Origin of the sequence: Paraburkholderia sp. Ac-20340 (assembly GCF_017104965.1) — a bacterium.
In the GTDB taxonomy this organism is placed as follows: domain Bacteria; phylum Pseudomonadota; class Gammaproteobacteria; order Burkholderiales; family Burkholderiaceae; genus Paraburkholderia.
The window spans coordinates 1-18870 of record NZ_JAAGPR010000039.1 but is presented as its reverse complement, the minus strand read 5'-3'; the positions used below and the strand labels follow the sequence as shown (position 1 = coordinate 18870).

General features: G+C 58.9%; 13 protein-coding genes and 1 pseudogene. 9 read left to right on the top strand and 5 right to left on the bottom strand.

The features are described 5' to 3' along the window. Window positions 1–4: 4 nt before the first annotated feature. The 3 genes from G3N59_RS31835 (at window position 5) to G3N59_RS31825 (ending at window position 4367) form a co-directional block, all read left to right on the top strand. Complete coding sequence (locus G3N59_RS31835; protein WP_205986828.1) at window positions 5–583, top strand: hypothetical protein; 579 nt, start codon at window positions 5–7, stop codon at window positions 581–583. Window positions 584–994: 411 nt separating this feature from the next. Next, window positions 995–3499 carry a hypothetical protein gene (locus tag G3N59_RS31830; RefSeq protein WP_205986827.1) on the top strand — a complete coding sequence of 835 codons (2505 nt, stop codon included), beginning with the start codon at window positions 995–997 and terminating at the stop codon, window positions 3497–3499. 79 nt (window positions 3500–3578) lie between these two features. Then, window positions 3579–4367 carry a hypothetical protein gene (locus G3N59_RS31825; RefSeq protein WP_205986826.1) on the top strand — a complete coding sequence of 263 codons (789 nt, stop codon included), beginning with the start codon at window positions 3579–3581 and terminating at the stop codon, window positions 4365–4367. A gap of 450 nt (window positions 4368–4817) precedes the next feature. Here G3N59_RS31825 and G3N59_RS31820 read toward each other — a convergent pair whose 3' ends face one another. Then, window positions 4818–5891 (bottom strand): putative phage abortive infection protein, encoded by a 1074-nt coding sequence (locus tag G3N59_RS31820; protein WP_205986825.1) that lies wholly within the window; start codon window positions 5889–5891, stop codon window positions 4818–4820. An 844-nt stretch (window positions 5892–6735) separates the two neighbouring features. After that, window positions 6736–9126 carry an EAL domain-containing protein gene (locus G3N59_RS31815; protein ID WP_205986824.1) on the bottom strand — a complete coding sequence of 797 codons (2391 nt, stop codon included), beginning with the start codon at window positions 9124–9126 and terminating at the stop codon, window positions 6736–6738. A gap of 781 nt (window positions 9127–9907) precedes the next feature. Here G3N59_RS31815 and G3N59_RS31810 point away from each other — a divergent pair. From G3N59_RS31810 to G3N59_RS31800, 3 genes are all read left to right on the top strand, one after another. Beyond that, on the top strand, window positions 9908–11227 hold the full coding sequence (locus G3N59_RS31810; RefSeq protein WP_205986823.1) for an FAD-binding oxidoreductase: 1320 nt from the start codon (window positions 9908–9910) through the stop codon (window positions 11225–11227). Between the two features lie 124 nt (window positions 11228–11351). Further along, window positions 11352–12629, top strand: a complete 1278-nt coding sequence (locus tag G3N59_RS31805) for an MFS transporter (RefSeq protein WP_241024553.1) — start codon at window positions 11352–11354, stop codon at window positions 12627–12629. A 332-nt stretch (window positions 12630–12961) separates the two neighbouring features. Next, entirely contained in the window at window positions 12962–13267 is a 306-nt protein-coding gene (locus G3N59_RS31800; protein WP_205986821.1) for a hypothetical protein, read from the top strand. Between the two features lie 42 nt (window positions 13268–13309). Here the strand turns inward: G3N59_RS31800 and ppk2 are convergent, their stop codons facing one another. Together ppk2 and G3N59_RS31790 are read right to left on the bottom strand one after the other, a co-directional pair. Next, on the bottom strand, window positions 13310–14464 hold the full coding sequence (gene ppk2 / locus G3N59_RS31795) for a polyphosphate kinase 2 (protein ID WP_205986820.1): 1155 nt from the start codon (window positions 14462–14464) through the stop codon (window positions 13310–13312). A 155-nt stretch (window positions 14465–14619) separates the two neighbouring features. After that, window positions 14620–14838 carry a YdcH family protein gene (locus tag G3N59_RS31790; protein ID WP_205986819.1) on the bottom strand — a complete coding sequence of 73 codons (219 nt, stop codon included), beginning with the start codon at window positions 14836–14838 and terminating at the stop codon, window positions 14620–14622. Window positions 14839–15074: 236 nt separating this feature from the next. Between G3N59_RS31790 and G3N59_RS31785 the strand changes: the two genes are divergently transcribed. Together G3N59_RS31785 and G3N59_RS31780 are read left to right on the top strand one after the other, a co-directional pair. Continuing rightward, window positions 15075–16658, top strand: a complete 1584-nt coding sequence (locus G3N59_RS31785) for a CHAD domain-containing protein (RefSeq protein ID WP_205986818.1) — start codon at window positions 15075–15077, stop codon at window positions 16656–16658. Window positions 16659–16759: 101 nt separating this feature from the next. Next, window positions 16760–17656 carry a TOBE domain-containing protein gene (locus tag G3N59_RS31780; RefSeq protein WP_205986817.1) on the top strand — a complete coding sequence of 299 codons (897 nt, stop codon included), beginning with the start codon at window positions 16760–16762 and terminating at the stop codon, window positions 17654–17656. 39 nt (window positions 17657–17695) lie between these two features. On the opposite strand, the gene G3N59_RS31775 is transcribed toward G3N59_RS31780, so the two are convergent. Then, window positions 17696–18406, bottom strand: coding sequence for a phosphatase PAP2 family protein (locus tag G3N59_RS31775; protein WP_205986816.1), 711 nt, complete (start codon window positions 18404–18406; stop codon window positions 17696–17698). 258 nt (window positions 18407–18664) lie between these two features. On the opposite strand from G3N59_RS31775, the pseudogene G3N59_RS31770 reads away from it, so the two are divergent. Further along, window positions 18665–18870: pseudogene (locus G3N59_RS31770) on the top strand (esterase); the annotation flags it as partial.

Genomic DNA, 18870 nt, shown 5'->3' with positions numbered 1-18870 from the left:
AAATATGGATATCCACCAGGTCGTAATGTGTCGCGCCTTATATGCAGAAGCAGAAACCTATCTTGCACGTAACGACGGCATCCATGTTGGTCTTGCCGTCTCAATCGCACAGGATTCGGTTGAGCTATTCCTGCGTGCAGTGATGAAAGAGTACCCCGTTCCAGGTCAGAAGATCCCTGATGAATTCATCAAATGCATGGACTACATCGACATCGCAGCTAACGGCGATGAGGACAAGTATGTGCCATTTCGAGCGAAGCTCATTGAATTAAACAAGGCACGTGTAAACTTTAAGCACTATGGCTTGGTGCCGGACAAGACAGACGCACGACGAATGCTGGCCCATGTCGAAGATTTCTTCGATGTAGCAGCTGAGCGCTTCTTCAACGTTCGATTCTCTGAGTTGTCTATTACTGACCTTGTGATCTCAAGCGCAGTCCGGGAGAGGCTGAACTTGGCTCACGAGGGACTGCGGGAAGGCGAAGTCGAGAAGGCCCTCGGGCACAGCGCCGAATCGGTTGTTGTTGCATCTGGCGAGCTTATCGCACTACTTTCCGCGCGATCCAGTTCGTGGGGGCCCTGATCGGGCTTAAGATTTGATGACCCTGCGGCGCGTCTTGTGCGCGACATTGAAAGGTATGTTGATGGTTTGGCGTCCAGAACCGAGCGTATTGCACTCATGCTTGCCCTCGCCGCAAACCTGAATGATCTTATCCATTTCGAGTCTGTCGTCCCTATCGTACTGCGAATGGCGGGTGGGAACTTCACCTGGCAACGTATGCAAGACTCTACGTCCTTGACGCGTGCTGACGCTTTGTTCGCGGTGAATTTTGCGACTACATTTGCATTGGCAGCTCAAAGTCGAATGAGGCACCCGGGGTGAAGATTACGATGACGGCCGAATGGTCGCCATCGAGACAATCCCCTTCAGGGAGGGTTGTGCAACTACCGCGATGTTTCAGTAATCGTTTTCGTGAGGCGTGAACGTTACTCGATGATGAAACCAGACGCTAAAATTAAGGCGATACCGCGTCCACTCCGAGTGGCCTACGTGATCGAGGACGGCGTCGACAGCCATGCGTGGCTTGACGCGATATTTGCCGAATGTTTTGGCCGTCATGGTGGCCGCCAGTCGCTAGTCGTTCCCGCTGTCGACGGACAGATCTCGGATCGTTACAAGAACTGGTTGCGGCAACTTGATCCGGATTATGCTCTGCTTCTAACCTATGACAATGCCGGCCTGGTAGAGCCTCTCGCGCGGCTGCTTGGTGATACAACGATCCAGCAGCGTGAGCGTGTACACGGCACGATTGAGCAACACCCACGTGTCGGCGTCGATTTGCCAAGCTTGCCGGCAATCTCTTGGCTGCCGTTCTTTAGGGTTGTCTCAGGACCGTTTCAAACTGCGCCAGAGTTTATTCTCGACCGTTACCCGGATTGGGGCGACGACGGTATCATCAAGGACAACTTCGGCACACTCTGTGGCAGCCTCGATCCTTTTCCGTTGCACGACCAAATAGATCTGCGTGCTCTAATGCTTACGCCGCCAGACGCACCAGCCAACCGCTGGCATATCAGGGCAGTTAATGGCGAGGAAATCCAAGATGCCTACGCCGCCATCGAGCGCCTAACAAATAGCGGTAACATCGCAACACTTGCTCAACTCTCTAATCTGGCCTCGCAGCGCTTCCATCTGCCGCATGCATGGAACCAGGCTTTTTGCATGGTGATTGGCGATAGTTTTGCGGATCGAGTGTCGTGCTGGAATGCTGCGCTTTTGTTTGACGACGCCCAGCATCAGTCAATAAAAACGATGCGCGTTCCTGCGCACGTCGCGACTGACCGGGGCAAGCTATCCATTCTCGCCAAATACCTTAACCGAAAGAACTGGATCAATCAGCAGGGCGGTAGTGGCAGAGTTATTTTGCGCTCGCACTCGTTACCGTTGGACCAGCTCGATGCCATAGCTCGTCAACTCCGCGATGACCAACACATCTGGACCGAAGTTCGCCCCATAGCAACGCTTGACGAATGTTGCCCCGATGACCTCACGCACGTCCATGCAGGCGGTCGCAGGTGGCCGAATGATCCATTGGATGGAAACGAGATACGGATTACCGGCGATAGTCTTACTTTGGCTGTACCGAACCCTTATCATCTTAAGTACGCCATCGGTCAGCATCCGATTTTCTCGCGCGGCTCATGGTATGTGGACCTGTCGATCGACCGGCTGAATGACAATGGTCGTTTCGCGAACGTACGCGAGGAATGGCGGTTGCCTCGGCGTCGTCAGCTGGTCAGGATGTTTTGTCCGATACGTGAAGCCCGGATACTACGGGATGGGGCGATTTCACGGCCCGTTGACATTAACCAGTCCTCTTTCGAGATAAGTACTCCGTCAGATGACGAGTTCATCCGCAGCCTGCTGACGGATGCACCCCAGTACAATTACGGCGACATGCGTCAGGCGCTTCAGAAAACCGCTGCTTATCGCTATGCTGTGCCGTCCGACAAGGGCTCCTATCTGCGTGGAATGCTGGGGCTTTTTGGCTCTCTGAATGATGCCGAGAATACGTTAGGAAATCATTTCTGGCGCAATCAATTTCTGAAAATGGCTACGCCGGCTCAGGATCAGAAGACAGAGATCATCACCTATCTGCAACGTCGTTTGAGAGCACGTGAGGGTACGCTAACGATAAATGATGAAGCGGGCTGGCAAAACCTTGCTCAGCGCGTCATAGAGAAGTCTGCTCGACTTCGTGCGCCGAAAACCACAACACAGTTTGATAAGCTGTTACAAGCGTGGTTAGCCGAACTTGAGCAGGCCATCCAGCTTGATCAGAATATGGTCACTCGCCGGGACGAAATTTTGGGTGAGGCAAGAGGCGAACTCAGGCGCTCACTGAGTTATCTGCTTGATCGTGGCATCTTCTATCGTGGACACGAGTGGAGTTGCTGGCATTGCGCGCACCGCAACTGGGTGACGGTGGATGCTCTGAAGAACGCTATGGTTTGTGAAGTTTGCGGAAGTGCACATCAATTGCCTGTCGACATCACATTGGACTTCCGTCTCAACGATTTCTTTGCCACATGCCTACGCGAACATGACACTTTGACCGTGGCTTGGGCCTTGTCGGCATTACGACATAAGTCCAAGAGCGCATTTGTTTTTAGTCCGCAAATGAGTCTTTATGCAGACTACCCAGAAAATCAGGGCGGTCGAGCAACCCGCGAACTGGATGTTGTCTGTACCGTTGATAATAAATTCATCATCGGGGAAGCCAAGATCAGCGCGGAAATAATCGCCGATAGCGATATTCAAGATCTCGCCGACGCGGCTGTGAAGCTTGAAGTTGACGGCGCCGTCCTGATGACTCTTTCTGGTGATCGTACGATCATGGATCGCAAAGTGGAACGCCTTCGCGAATTACTCCCCAACCATATTGAGGCCGAAGGCATAATTTCTGAGTGGAACGACGAGCCGTCGTGGTACTTGTAGTAACACCATTGGTCTGCTCGGACAGTGTCCTACTGAATCAAGTCCCGATAACGACAAACGACAGGCTCAATATACGTCGATGGATGAACTGAAGCCAGATTTACGAGAGATTTGGGAATTGCTGCGGCGAAATCCACAGCTCGCGCTATCAGGCACGCTATTTTTCGTCGGCATACTAGGTCTCGCGTTCAGTATTCCCGCGATTGCTGGAGCGCTGTTCGGCGCAGGCGCGACGATGCTCGGCGGATGGATAACGGCGAACAACGCGCAACGCGCCAACGCGGCTCAGAAGGCTGAGCGGGAACTTAATGCCAAACGGTTCTTGACACCGGAGCTGATGCGGCTCATTGACAAAATTCTCCACGTGCACCAGCGGGCGCTTGCTAACTATTCTTCAGCGGCTTGGGGCCATGCGTTGCCGAACGACATTCAGGTAGACTTTGTGCCGTTCATGCCTGTCCTTTACCCCAGTGCCCCGCAATTCCACGACTTACCGGGAGACGATGCGGTAGTGCTCGTGGAATTTTACGACTCGCTGCACGCTGTAGACACGCTCGTCAAGCATTGGTACGACCGTCCTGAGCAGTTGAAAGTAAACATCTTCAACGTCATTCTCCATGCGGTAGATCGAAGCTTGGAAAAGGCCAACGCCTGCGTGGTGCCGTTCAATATCGACGCGTTGTACCCGGCAAAAAACGAGTCGGTCGGTCCAACTTCACATAGGATCGAACGCGCACTCTGTCAAAGCGATAATGCACGCGAAAGCCATATCAAGCGGTTCAACGAGAAGCCGGCGGAAGAAGCGCAGCGGCGGACTTTGTCGATTAAAAAACCAAAAAATGGCCCGACCCCGCGTGCTCCGCGGTAGTGCAAGCAGGAAGCTTGCGTTGGGACAACGCCCTTTCCGAGCTCCGGTGATTCAGTAGCCACCCGGCCGTGACTCCGTAGAGCGTGCGCCACAGCGCGACCCATCTGCGGCAGTTTGCCAGTCATACTGGCAGTTTCCCGGGTAATTGCCGCCGCTCCCTCCGCTTCCCGACTTCGCTACCGCTAACATCCAGCCACGAACCCGGTTCGAAGCGGTCGCACATACAATTGAACCGAGTGTCGGGTCGTGGCCGATCTGGGAAATTCGCGGACGCGTGGCTTTCTAGGATACATCGGCCATTCGATGGTCCAATCACTGAGGTCGATGTTCGATAGATTTAGTCGCGCCACAGTACTCATTGACCTATTGAAGAGCGTATAGGAATGATCGTCAGGACGTATGCTTTCATCGCCCAGCGAGATGGCAGCAGGCGTGCTAAGGCCGAGCCGATTAAGTAGAAATTCCGAGCGCTATCTTAGCTAAATCAGACGAAAATGCTGACTCAGATAGTGCCTGAAACGTTGGATGGTTTCGGAAGTGATCAGTTCCTGTAGGAGTTTTGGACCATTGAATGACCGAGCAGAGTATCTCTCTTGCATCGATTTCGAAGTTGTCAAAAAGTGCATATTTCTCTGCTAAGAGAGCGAATTTCTCTCCTCTAGGAGTCATGCAGTTACAAAGAAAAAATGCCTGCTCTATCCAAGAATAGCGAGACCGAACAAGCGCAACAAAATCATACTTCTCTCTGGAGGTAAGAGACTCTAGCGTGTCAAGCCACCATAACAGCCTATACATCGTCCGAAAAATAGAATCTAAATCAGCTCTGTTGGAAGAGTACATTCTGCCAAAGCGATCTAGTAATACGTCGGATGACCGCCTGTAAAGAGCGTCAAGTTCCTCCGAGGTAAGGCCGTTTCCGTTAATTATGTATCGAATAAAAGCTTGCGTTCTATTATCGGGATCCGTTGAAGCGTATTGCCCATTATTTTCGATCTCACTTGCAACGGGACCACTTGCGAACCATTCAATGTACAGCTCCTGAAGTACACGCCTGCCGCTGGTCCCTGAGTTCCGAGAAATGGAATTAATTAGCGCATCGTAGCTACTCAGCCAAGAAAAGAGGGTTTGATTTATATTTTGTGTGACACTGAGATGATAAATTCTTTGGTTGTGTTCATTCGCTTGTATGGCTTCGGTTTTGGCTTCTGCTAATTCTTTTCGTTGCTGTAAATATGCTTTAGCCACAAAAAGAACAGTTACCAAGCCCGTTGCGGCAGAAATAACACCACCAAGATACTGTCCAAAATCGCTAAGCGCCTCGCTCACAGGAGCGGTTTTGGCACCATCACGAGCTAAGTGGACGTAATACCAAACGCTAAAACCAGCGAAAAGGACTAGTGCGACCGCGCCAATGTTTGTCCACCCGTTGATTCCCGGCAATACCCGCGTTACACGTTTCCCGGAGGTTGGTATCCGTTCCTGCACATCTTCGAGCAAAAAAACCTCTTGTTCTGTATCTATCATTCATTCCCTTGGACTAGCAATTTTTAGACGACAATTGGCTTAGGCGGTTTGTGCCATTGTAGTATTTTGCCTCGTATAGGTTGCGAGAGAAAGTATCTTATTGGAACGTCAATGCATGACAGTGGACTCAACCGGTCGCTACAACGACGGAATAGCTGATCGGGTGGGAGCACCCCATCAGTGCTGTTTGGCAACTTCACTATGGACGCGAGAAATGGCTGCGGGGCTAACGGCTGCTCATCGGAGCACTGCAGTTCAAACGGCAGAGTCTTGCACTGGCTGAACGTCAGTTCGTGGCCGATAGTGTTGAAAAACTCGTTCCGCGTCGTTGCGCACGCAGCGATCAAAAAATCGACCTCTCTGATCGGCGTATAAACCGCTCGCGAGCACCCGCCAGAGGTGAGAGGATCCTCGAAAACCTCTCTTGCCTCGCGGCAGCGGAGTTTTTCAACAGAATCGGCCGACTGCCGACGAAGGCGAGCGAAGGGGCGTGGCCACGCAGCGGCTGCGGAGGCGGCCCGTTCAGGCCGCAGAATAACTCAGCGTACCGGGCCGGACGTAGCGGCACATCTGGATGCTGCAACCGGGCTTCCCGAAGGGGGGAATTGGTGTCGGATGACCTTGCAGGCTTATCCGCGTCAGTGCTTTGAGTGGGATGAAATTTAGCCTGATTAGGCCGTTCCTACGTCGGCTGGGTTGCCGGAAACCCTTGACACGTATGGCTCTGAGCGATTTTCTCTCGGTGTTATATTAAGTGTCGTTTGGGAATGGGGCGGCGCAATACGCAACATAAGCAATCGCGTGGCCACACGAAGTCGACTGCTTTCGTGAACTTACACGCTTGCTACGAGTTCAGATAACGTTCGAGCGCAATGACGGGTGCTGGCCGCGCGAAGAAAAAGCCTTGCAGTTCGTGGCAGCGCTCGTCGAGCAACGCTTGCCGCTGATCGCCCGTTTCGACGCCTTCCGCGGTGATCGGCAAATCGAGGCTGCGGCAAAGTTCGGTGATCGCGTGGATAATGGCCGCCGATTTCGGATTGTTGCCCAGTCCATTCACAAAACCGCGATCGATTTTCACGCGCGTAAAGGGAACGCTCTGCAGTAGTCCTAATGACGAATAACCTTTGCCGAAATCGTCCATCGCGACACCCACGCCCATCGCGCGAATTTCGTTCAGGATTCGCGACGAGGTGCCAGACGATTCCAGCAGCACCGTTTCGGTGATTTCCACTTCCAGACGATGCGCAGGAAGTGCGGAATTCACCAGCGCTTTCGCGAGAATGTGCGTAAAGTCCGCGTGAATCAGTTGGGCCGGCGAAACGTTGACGCTCAGGCGAATATGCGACGGCCAGAGCGCCGCGTCTCGACACGCCTTCTCCAGCACCCACGCGCCGAGTTCCGGCATCAGGCCGCGCTCTTCCGCAACCGGGATGAATTCGGCGGGAGAGATGGGGCCGCGCTTGGGGTGACGCCAGCGCAGTAACGCCTCGCAGGCAGTGGTGACGCCGCTATGCGCATCGACGATCGGCTGATAGTGCAATTCCAGTTGATTCGCGCGCAGGGCGCGGCGCAGATCGTCTTCGAGTTCGTTGCGCAACCGGATCGGGTTGTTCATGCCGCTTTCGTACAGGCGAAAGCAGTTGCGGCCATCGCGTTTGGCCGCATAGAGCGCGAGGTCCGCGCGCTGGAGCACGGTCCCCGCATCGATTCCTGCCCGCGCGTGAATGACGATACCGACGCTTGCACCGATGCTGATTTCATTGCTCGCGATTTCGAACGGCGCGGAGAGCGTCTCGATACATCGTTGCGCGAGTTCGGCCGCGTCATTCATGCTGCGAAACGGCACCTGCAGAATTGCGAATTCATCGCCGCTCAGGCGAGCCAACTGGTCGCTCGCGCGCACGGTGTCCGAGAGTCGTCGCGCGACGGCCTTGAGCAGTTCATCGCCGACATGATGACCGAGCGTGTCGTTGACCGACTTGAAGCGATCCAGATCGAGAAAAAGCAGCGCAAACGGCCGCTCGGCGGATGCGCTTTCTGCCAGTTCGGACAAGCGCTCCTGGAAGCGCAGACGATTGGGCAGGTCGGTCAGATGATCGTGATGGGCGAGATGCGAGATGCGTTGTTCCGCGATGCGCCGTTCGGTCATGTCTTCGATCGTGGACACCCAGCCGCCATGCGACAGCAGGCGTGTCACGACCGAGATGCTGCGGCCCAGACAGGCGATTTCCATCGTCGCCTGTTGCTGATTGACTTCGAAACGGTGAACCAGTTGCGTACGCAACGTTCTGACCCACGCCGCCGTTTGATCTTGCGGCATGCCGGCACGCTCGCCGATACACCGTAGCAGCGTACCCAGCCGCATCCCTTCGAACAGCGCACCGTCAGGGAGCGCGAGGATGCGGGCGAACTGGTTGTTGGACAGGACGAGGCGTCCGCGGCGATTGAACAGACACAATCCCTGCGACATGTTATCCAGCGCGAGATCCAGATTGCGCGTGGTCTCTTCGAGCGCGCGCGCAATCTCGCGCTGTTCGCTGCAGTCGCGGGTAATTTTCGCGAAGCCGAACAGCACGCCTGCGTCGTCGTAGATCGGCTGAATGACCACATGGGCCCAGAAGCGGCGTCCGTCCTTGCGCACGCGCCAGCCTTCGGCTTCGAATTTCCCGGTTTGACGCGCCGTTTCGAGGCCGTGTTGCGGCAAGCCGCGTTCGCGATCGGCGGGTTCGTAAAAGCAGGAGAAATGCTTGCCGACGATCTCGGCCGCCTGATAGCCCTTGGCGCGTTGCGCACCGGCGTTCCAGTTCGAGACGACGCCATTCGTGTCGAGCATGTAGATCGCGTAGTCGGTGACGCCTTCCACCAGCAACCTGAGGCTGCGCTCATGGTCGCGCGTCGGCTTGTCCAGCGAGCGTTCTTCGGTGCGATCGCGCATCAGCTTGACGAACCCGTGCAATTCGCCATCGCCGCCGTAGACAGGTTCGATGAGGACATGGGCCCAGAATTGCGTGCCGTCCGGGCGCACGCGCCAGCCTTCGGCCTCGAATTTTCCCGTTGTGCTCGCGAGATGCAGATGTTGCGCAGGAACTTCGGCTAGCTTTTCATCAGAAGAATAGAAGCGCGAGAAGTGCCGATCGACGATTTCCTCCGCCGGGAATCCGGTGGCGTTCGCAGCTTCGGCGTTCCACGTTCTGATCAATCCCTCTGCATTCAGCAGATAAATGGAATAGCCCAACTGCTGGATAGGCTCCCGGCCAACCAGATTGCTCGATGCTTCCGTCTGAGACGTTTGCCGTGAGAGGCTGGAGTCGGAATTCGTTACCCCGATTTGCTCAGTTTTCATTTTTTTCGAGTATCTGATCGGCTTCGCGAGATGCCCGCTCAGAATATATGCGGCACAGCAGGGCGCGCAATGGTTAAAAAGCAGTTGTTGGCGCGCAAACGTTTTACTTGGGTGCCGTCGAACCGGGGCGCGTTTTGTGCTGGTTTGGACGCGTCATCCCGCTGGCGTCCGGATTATCGATCCTTCGGTGCGATGCGTCCATTTGACGCGATTCGCGAGACGGTCCATAATCTCGCCTACCAATGTTAGACAATCTGTATACAAAGAAATTTGTGAGTCTGAATCGCTCTGGTTCGTTGGCCATAGAGCGCTGATCTGAAATCAAAGCGCTCGCGCGGGCACGCGCGGCGGCGAACCTTCCGGTGTCATTTGAAATGACGCATCGATAGCCTCATCCGATGAGGCGAGGTCGAGGCTTTGGCACGCCATTAATTTCGTAGGCCTAATCAGTCTTTCGTGGCGAATCGCGTGCGAATGGATTCGGCTCTTGAATTTTCTTTTGCCATGCCAGCGCATACCGTTGGCTGGCTTCCAGATCCCGGGTCTTCGAGGGGACTGCCGGGATCGCGTCTTATTCGGCAAGAAGGATAAGTACTGGTGCTCCTGGAATGCTGCAAAGACAGCCACAAAACGGCAGCAGGGCAGATGCACGCATCGATAACTGGACGGAAATATGCAGCAAGTCACATCGCTACCGGGAGACGATTCGCGCCCGGGTTGGTATCACACGAGTGCCGCGCGTCGACCGAAGCCGCGCCATACGGGCGAGAAGCGCGTGCGCTGGACGATTGTCGGCGCGGGCTTGACCGGACTCGCCGCAGCCCGGCAACTCGCGACGAATTTCCCGGATGAAGAGATCGTACTCGTCGAAGCCCAGGAAGTCGGCTTTGGCTCGGCAGGCCGAAATGCGGGCTTCGCCATCGATGTGCCGCATGACATCGGCGCAAAGGACTACATCGGCGATGTGAATACGGCGAAGCTGGTCCTGAAGCTGAATACGCTCGGCCAGAATTTCCTGCGCGAGATCGTCGCGGAAAACAATATCCAATGCCAGATGTCGGAAGCGGGCAAGTATCAGGCCGCTGTCGAGGATCGCGGCATCGCGGTGCTGGAAGCGTATCGGAGCGGTCTGGCCAAGATCGGTCGCGAGACCCAGATGATCGAAGGGAAGGATCTGCCCGAGCATATCGGCACGTCGTTCTACAAGAAGGCGCTTTTCATTCCCGGCACGATTCTGCTGCAGCCGTCCGCGCTCGTGAAGGGCCTGGCGGATAGCCTGCCCGCGAACGTCACGCTCTACGAGCACACGCCGATCACCGGCGTCGAATACGGCGACGAGATCGTTCTCGCGCATGACCAGGGCCGCATTACGACCGAAAAGCTGATTCTCACGAATAACGCTTTCGCTTCGCACTTTGGCTTCCTCAAAGGCCGGCTGCTGTCGACGTTCCTGTATGGCAGCCTGACCCGCCCGCTGACGACTCAGGAGCAGGCTCAACTCGGCGGCAAGGACGTCTGGGGTGTGATTCCTGCCGATCCGTTCGGCAGCACGGTGCGGCGCACGATGGACAACCGCATCCTGGTTCGTAACAGCTTCAGCTTCAATCCGAATGGCAGGCCGAACGCGAATTACCTGAAGCGCTACATCAAGAACCATCGGAAATCATTCGAGCGTCGTTTCCCGATGCTGCCGAAGGTCGATCTCGAGTACACGTGGAGCGGCGCGATCTGCCTCTCGGAAAACCACGAAGGCTTCTTCGGGCAACTCGCGCCCAATGTGTATGGCGCCTTGTGCTGCAATGGGCTTGGCATCACGCGCGGCACGGCGACCGGCAAGCTGCTCGCCGACTGGCTGGCGGGCAAAGGCGGCGAACTCACGGAATTTCTGCTGGCCTCGCCGGGACCGAACAGCACGCCACCGGAGCCGTTCCTCTCGATTGGCGTGAATGCGGTTTTGAAGTGGGGGCAATTCCGCGCCGGTCTCGAAGCATGACAACGCACACGTTGTCGCGAGAATACGGTGCCCACTACACGTAAGGATATAAAGCAGGAAAATGAGTTCTACTAAATCTGATGTACTGATTGACGATGTAAAGATAAATGCATTTCATCAACTGTTGACGGTACGCACCGGCGGCGGCTGGGTGATGGTCGGCTACATCCTGAGCATCATCGGCGTTGCGACCATTCCCATGTCCAGCGCCTTGGCGCTGGGCGGATTCTGGCAAGGCATTACAGCAGCGATGGCGCTTGTCGGTGTGTTCGTCGGCGGATTCGTCGGCGGCTGGCTGACTGACCGCCTCGGGCGTCAGAAACTGTTTTTTGTCGCGCCGGCGATCGTGCTCGCCTGCTCGATTGGCATGCTCTGGGTGGGCAGTGGGGCGAGCCTTGCCGTTCTGCGTCTGCTCTCTGGGCTCGCGGTCGGGATCGAATACACGGCGGCGGGGTCTTTGCTGACTGAGTTCATTCCGCAGAAGCATCGCGGTGCGCGACTCTCGGTCCTGACCGTGCTGTGGTTCGTGGGGGCGGCACTGTCGTACATCGCGGGCAATTTCATCCTGTCGAGCGCTGGCGCCGACGCGTGGCGTCATGTCATGGCCAGCCCGGCAATCATCGCGTTGATCTTGCTGGTCATTCGCGTTGGCACGCCGGAATCGCCGCGATGGCTGCTGAGCAAAGGACGTCGCGCCGACGCCGAAGCCGTGATCAAACGCGTCTTCGGCCCGTCGTTCTCGTTGCGCAATATTGCTGAGGAGCCGAAGGCGGCGAAAGCGATGAGCTTTATGGACGCCATCCGCGCGGGTTACGGCAAGCGGATCATGTTTGTGGTGATGTTCTGGAGCTGCGCGGTTATTCCGGTTTTCGCGGTCTACGCGTTCGTGCCCAAGCTGTTTCAGGCGCTGAATTTGACCGGCCGTCTCGCGTCCTATGGTTCGGTCGGCATCACGTTGATGTTTGTCGTCGGTTGCGTGGTGGCGACGTGGCTGATCAATTTCATTGGCCGACGCACAATCATTCTCCAGAGCTTCCTGTGGTCGGGACTCGCGCTACTCGGTCTGGGCCTGTTCCCTGAAGCCGCGGGCTGGATCGTGCTGCTGCTCTTCGCGGCCTATGCGCTGTTTATCGGCGGTGCGCAGGTGCTGGAGTTCGTCTACCCCAACGAACTGTTCCCCACGGAGATTCGCGCTTTCGCTGTCGGGCTCGGTGCATCGCTGTCGGCACTGAGCAGCGCTGTTGGGACCTGGCTCGTGCCGATCTCGCTGGAAAAGTTCGGGATTGGCGAGACGATGTTCGCGGCGGCGGCAATCACTTTGCTCGGCTTCCTGGTGTCGATGATGCTGGCGCCTGAAACTCGCTCGATGAGTCTGCAGGAAGCGGCGTCGCTGGGCCGTTGATGACGGGTTGAATATCTGGGTAGCCCGCCCGGAGCGTTGCGAAGTCAGGCTGCGTAGCGCTTCGGGGCGGGCAGACAAAGCGGCAGGTAATTGGGGCTTGTGATTGCCAATAGCGTGCCGCTGAACTCGCCGTCATTCGTCAGACAAGAAACTTCATTCTGCGGATGGGTAAAGTCGCGCAGCTTGTTGTCGTTAACTCGCAGGTATCACGCACGGCGGTCGAGCGAGTCATTCCCCGTGCGTGCGAGTACACGGTTCCTTCCGGGCTCACCGGATCACAGGACGTGTTTGCGGCTGCCAAGCTTTCTTTTGCCTGACGTATGAGGAGTTTCATGGTCACACCTGCAGTGTCTTTTCCCCGCTCTGTCGGCAGTTCGACGCGCGTTGCGTGCGCAGACGGTGTTGTCGCCCATGTGTTCATGGTGGATGGCACGGTGCCGCTCTTCAACGTGGTGTGCGGCTCACTGAAGTTTCTCGCCGACCGCGATCAGGTTCTGTCTCAGGTGGCCAGCGTAACGGGCGGCAAGATGGCCGCGCCCGACTGGGAGTGGGTGCTGGACACCGGTTTCGACTCGTCCGTCGATGGCGCGGCGAGCAAACAATGGCGGATGCGGCCCGCAGGCGCGGCAACGCGCTGAGATCGGCTCAAGGCAACACGCCTCGAGCCTTGCCGCAAAGTCTCAAATCGCCCGGCTGACCAGCAACGGATCGACCACGCCGATCGCTTCGGCATCCCGGCTCGCATACGGCAGCTTTTGCAGCACGTAGCGCATTGCATTGAGCCGCGCGCGCTTCTTGCAATCGGAGCGGATCACGGTCCAGGGCGCGTCCGCGGTATCGGTCTGGGCGAACATCGCCTCCTTGGCCTGCGTGTAGTCGTCCCATTTGTCGAGCGAGGCCAGATCGACAGGGCTCAGCTTCCACTGCTTGAGCGGATGCACGCTGCGCTCCTTGAAGCGCCGGCGCTGCTCCGCACGGCTCACCGAAAACCAGAACTTGATCAGGTGAATACCGCTGCGGATCAGTTGCCGCTCGAATTCCGGCGCCTGCCGCATGAAGTCGGCGTATTGCTCGGGCGAGCAGAAGTCCATCACGCGCTCGACGCCCGCGCGGTTATACCAGGAGCGGTCGAACATGACGATCTCGCCCGCCGACGGCAGATGTTGCACATAGCGCTGAAAATACCATTGGCCGCGTTCGAGTTCGTTGGGCTTCTCCAGCGCAACGACGCGCGCCCCGCGCGGATTCAAATGCTCCATGAAGCGCTTGATGGTGCCGCCCTTACCGGCGGCGTCGCGCCCTTCGAACAGAATCACCACGCGCTGGCCGGTCTCGCGCACCCACGCCTGAAGTTTCAGCAATTCAACCTGAAGACGATACTTTTGCCGCTCGTAGGCGCGTCGCGACATCAGATGGCGATACGGATAGAGGCCTTCGCGCCAGCCTGAAGCGAGTTCGTCGTCGGGATGACGCGAGCGCGATGCCTGCCAGTCGGATGGCGTGCCTTCGAGAACGAGGCTGCGCAGTTGAGCGCCTTCGTCGGGCGACAGTCCACGCATCAAGGCGGCGATGGAATCGAGCAGCGATTCCGGCGGCTCGCTGTTCGCCGCGGGTTGATCCGCAAGCTGCGCGGAACGATGCACGCTCATGACGTCGTGAACGGCACCTGCGATGGCTTGCGCCGATGCTTCGACGGCGGCATCGACGGTACGCCGTTGCGCGCTGCGCGGCGTGATGCCTGGGCGGCGCGCGGCCGGGCCGAGATTTGCATCGTCGGCGGTTTGCGCGCTAGCGGCGGAATGCTGAGGGAGGGGTTGCGGCGCGGTCCTGGACATGATTGTTCTCGTTCGATAGGGCGTGGCCGGACGCTCATGCGCGTGTTTCCGGTCAGGCGCTCACGCGCGGCACGCTTTGAAGCATGCCGCGCAATGAGGCGATTTGAAGCCGTCTGAAAATGGACTGAAGCGCGTAAAAACAGCGTGCGCGATGCCTAGTCGTTCGTGTTTTTGCGCAAGATCGAGTAGAGCGAATCCTTAAGGTGCAGTTTCTCTTTCTTGAGATGTTCGATGGCCATGCCGTGGGTGGGAACGATGCCCGCTTCCATGTTCTTGATCTGCTGGTCGAGCTCGTTGTGACGATTGAAAAGCCGCGCGAAATGTTCGTCGTGGACCTTGAGGTGCGAGATCTGTTCTCTGTATTCGGGAAACACTCAATACTCCTGATAAAAACGAGATTGATCGAAGGGATATGTAAGTATTTTTCCACTTTCGCCTCCTGACGATCTTGATCGTCGTCAGTGCGCGTAAGGGAAGGCGCAATCCGTTTCTGGAAGCATCGCTGCAGCGGCGCGTGTACTATCAGGGCAGTAACGCGGTTTGCCCCGGTTCGGTTTGAAGCGCTGCGCAAACCGTCCGCTCGTCGCGCCAACGAACTCCTGGAGCGTTCATGGTCCGCCGTCTGGAAATCGTGCTGGATGTCGTGAATGGCGCGCCTCCGGCACCGCGCGAGACAGCCGTTGCGCCTGATTCTGATTCTGGTTCAGAGGCAACCGGTGTCACGGCGGCGTTGCGCGCCGCGGTGCCGTCACTCGTTGCGCAGGCCGGTCCCGTAGAGTCCGTTTCGAACGTCACTTTCGATAGCAGCGATGCGCTCGCGAAAGCCGGCTGGCGGATTGCGGTGGAGACGCGAAGCGCCGCGCATAGCGTTGTCGTGTCGAGGCGCTACGTGCTGACGCCGGGCATCGTTGTCGTCGAGCCGATATTCTCGGCGCATCTCGAAACGGATGGGCTCGACGCAGCGCTTTTCGAGGCCGCCCCCGAAGCGTTTCGCGAGGCGCTGGCGGCGGCCGGTCCGCTTGCGCCATCGGCTTCTCTGATGGCGACGCGAAGCGCCTGGACGTGGCCGCGCGAAGCCGAAGATCTGACACTCGAACTCGATGCCGACACGCGAATGCCGCGCGACGAAACGGCGCGGCTGCATGAACTTCGCTTGAGCGTGCCCTGGCTTGACGATGCACCATCTGCGCCACTCGTCGCCGGGCTTTTTGACGGCGCGCACGCGCTGGTCGATGCGCTGCCTGCTTTCGTGCGCCTGACCGACGCGCTGGCGCGCACGGCGCACGGCAGCACCGTCGGCGACGAAAAGGCGATTCACGCCGATCCGGTCGATCTGGGCGGCGCGTCGAGCGCCGAGGCCGCGCTGGCGGCGATCGGCGCCAATATCAGCGCGCAATGGTTCGGCAACGACGCGGGCGTGCGCGATTCCGCCAACACGGAGTTCATTCACCAGATGCGCGTGTCGCAGCGCCGGTTGCGCACGGCGATGCGCATTTTTTCGCACTGGCAGGACGTGGGCTGGCGCGAGCGTATCGAACCCGATCTCAAATGGCTGGGCGGCCTGCTCGGCGAGGCGCGCGACCGCGATGTGTTCGTCGAATCGACGCTGCCCGCGCTGGCCGCCGCCGACAACGAGTCCGAACGCTGGCGCGCGCTGCGCGACGAGGCCGAAGCCGGCCGGCAAGCCGCGCGCGGCCGGGTGCGCGAGGCGCTCGCATCGCCGCGCTATGCGCATCTGGCGCTCGCGTGGCTGCAATGGCTGGCCGCGCTCGCGCAGCATGCCGCCACATCCGCTGAGGCTGGCCCGTCGCTGCGTCGCCATGCGAAAAAGCGCGTGCATCGCTATTACGAACGGCTTGCGCAAGCGCAGAAACTTACCGCCATCGACGAAGCCAGCCGTCATCGTGTGCGCATAAACGCGAAGTATCTGCGCTACACGCTCGAGTTTTTCGCGCCGATTACGTCGCGCCGCACGCGCACGGATACGGCGCGCACGCTTGGGCGCCTGCAAAGCGTGTTGGGCGATGGCAATGACGCGGCCGTGGCGCTGCGTTTTCTCGAACGCATGGACGCCGAGCCGTATCAACTGGGCTTTGCGCGAGGCTGGTGTGAAGCGGTCAAACGCTATACCGCAAAAGAGGGCGAGCGCCTGCTGCGCGATCTGCGTCAGCCGAAGATCGTGCGCGGCGCGTGAGGGCGCCATCTCTATAATCGCCGCAACATGCAAGTTTCCGATCACGACCGCAATACGCGACACGCAATACGCGACACGCAATACGCGACACGCAATACGCGATGACAAACGTCCCCTCGACTTCTCTCCCACCCGATGCCGCCGATCACGCCGCCGCGCCCGAACTGGGCCTCGGCGGCTCGGTCTGGTTCCAGTCCGGGCCGCAGATGCTGGGCGGCGCGGCGCGCATCGCGCTGCTCGCGGCGATCCGCGATTGCGGCTCGATCACGGGCGCGGCCAAGGCGGTCGGCATGAGCTACAAGGGCGCGTGGGACGCCATCGACGCCATGAATAATCTCGCCGGCGAACCGCTCGTCGTGCGCTCGACCGGCGGGACGGGCGGCGGCGGCACGCGACTCACGCCGCGCGCGTTGCGGCTGATCGAAGCCTTTGGCGCGATCGAGCGTGAGCATCGGCGTTTTCTGGAGCGCGCGGCGGCGGCGGTGAGTGCGCTGGAGAGTGCGTCGAATCGGGACGCGGCGCAAAGCGTGTCGGTCGATCTGGCCGTGCTCGGCCGTTTCGCGCTGCGCACGAGTGCGCGCAATCAGCTTTACGGGACCGTTGCGGTACTCGTGCGCGGCGCCGTCAACGACGAAGTGTCGATTGCGCTGCCGGGCGGCCAGCGCCTGGCGGCGATCGTGACGCGCGAGAGCGCGGACGCTTTGGGTTTGGCGCAAGGCGTGGCGGTCGTGGCGCTGGTGAAGGCGTCCTCGGTCGTGCTGGTGGCGGGCAGGGAGGACGCGGCGGCGCGGCTGTCGGCGCGTAACCGGCTTGGCGGCGTCGTCAGCCACGTGCGGCGCGGCGAGGTGAATGCGGAAGTGACGCTCGAATTGCCCGGCGGCACGGTGGTCGCGGCCGTCATCACCGATGTCAGCGTCGATGCGCTCGGGCTCGACATCGGCGCAAGCGCGACGGCCGTTTTCAAGGCGTCGAGCGTGTTGCTGGGCGTGGCGGGCTAGAAAGAGCCGAACGTGAGCAGCACGATGCCGCTCGCGGGATCAGGCCGGGCGTTGCGCCGGCGGCGTGAGGGTGTCGCGGGTTTGCGAGACCGGCGCGGTGGGCGTGCCGGGCGTGCGGATCGGCCGGTTGGTCTTCCAGCGGGCGCGCACAAAGGGCTGATCGTGACCGGAAACGGTGAGCGCGATATCGGTGACCCAGCGGTGCGTGGGCACGCGCACATCATGCAAGGCGACGGTGATGGCGGCCAGGCTCAGCGCGACCACGGCGGTCGAAATCCCGCCCGAACGCGCATCCCACCAGTAGCGCACGAACACCAGCGCCGTCAGCGCGCCGACGATGGTGCCGGTCACGGCCTCCGAAGGCGAATGCGCATCCAGTACGACGCGTGAAAAAGCCACCACCACGCCGACGATCAACCCCAGCGCGACGCCAGCCGCGCGCAGCGGGGCGCGCACGCCTTGCAGCATCAGGAAGAACGCCACCGGATACACCGAGGTGGACATCATCGCGTGGCCGCTCAGGCCCGTGAAATCGTACGAACGCACGCCGACGCCCCAGCCCATGAAGGCGATCTTCGTCAGTATGACGAGGCCGATTGCCGCACCGAGCAGCGCCACCCAACTGGCCGCCATGCGCCACGAATAGCCTGCGACAAGCCACAGCGCGATCGCGGCGGCGAGCGGGAACGTGAGACCTGCACCGCCGAGGTTCGTTATCGAATTCCAGAGGTTAAGCGGCAAATCGGGCATGAGTCGGCACCACGGTGGCGCGTTCGAAAGAGGGTATCGATTGATTCAACGCATGAGCGGCCGGTTGGGCCGACAGGGCGTCGCGCGATTTTGCAGTATAGCCGCGATTCGTTGCGCTTAATGCGCTGCAGCGAACGACGATTTTCTTTTAGAACTCATTCGACTGCAGCGCTGTCAGATTGATGATATTGTGCATCGCACAACGAATGCGCGTGGCAGATTTTTGCTACGTATCCGACCCCTTTCACGAGGCCACTGATGACGAAAGATCTGACGAAGCTGTGGGCGGGTGGCATGCGACGTCTCATCGCCATCCAGAATCGCGCGGCGCGCACTGCGCTGCGCGAGGCCGGTTTGCGCGCCTCCGACGCGCAGGCCCTGTGGCTCGGCGGCCAGCCTGCGGCGCCGCAGGCCGCGGCGCCCGTCACGCCCGCCGCCCCTGTCACCCCTGCTGCACGTAGCGG

Coding starts and splice junctions, on each gene's coding strand:
- G3N59_RS31825 (WP_205986826.1), top strand. CDS start 3,579: ATGGATGAACTGAAGCCAGATTTACGAGAGATTTGGGAATTGCTGCGG.
- G3N59_RS31775 (WP_205986816.1), bottom strand. CDS start 18,406: ATGCCCGATTTGCCGCTTAACCTCTGGAATTCGATAACGAACCTCGGC.
- G3N59_RS31830 (WP_205986827.1), top strand. CDS start 995: ATGATGAAACCAGACGCTAAAATTAAGGCGATACCGCGTCCACTCCGA.
- G3N59_RS31835 (WP_205986828.1), top strand. CDS start 5: ATGGATATCCACCAGGTCGTAATGTGTCGCGCCTTATATGCAGAAGCA.
- G3N59_RS31810 (WP_205986823.1), top strand. CDS start 9,908: ATGCAGCAAGTCACATCGCTACCGGGAGACGATTCGCGCCCGGGTTGG.
- G3N59_RS31780 (WP_205986817.1), top strand. CDS start 16,760: ATGACAAACGTCCCCTCGACTTCTCTCCCACCCGATGCCGCCGATCAC.
- G3N59_RS31800 (WP_205986821.1), top strand. CDS start 12,962: ATGGTCACACCTGCAGTGTCTTTTCCCCGCTCTGTCGGCAGTTCGACG.
- G3N59_RS31820 (WP_205986825.1), bottom strand. CDS start 5,891: ATGATAGATACAGAACAAGAGGTTTTTTTGCTCGAAGATGTGCAGGAA.
- G3N59_RS31785 (WP_205986818.1), top strand. CDS start 15,075: ATGGTCCGCCGTCTGGAAATCGTGCTGGATGTCGTGAATGGCGCGCCT.
- ppk2 (WP_205986820.1), bottom strand. CDS start 14,464: ATGTCCAGGACCGCGCCGCAACCCCTCCCTCAGCATTCCGCCGCTAGC.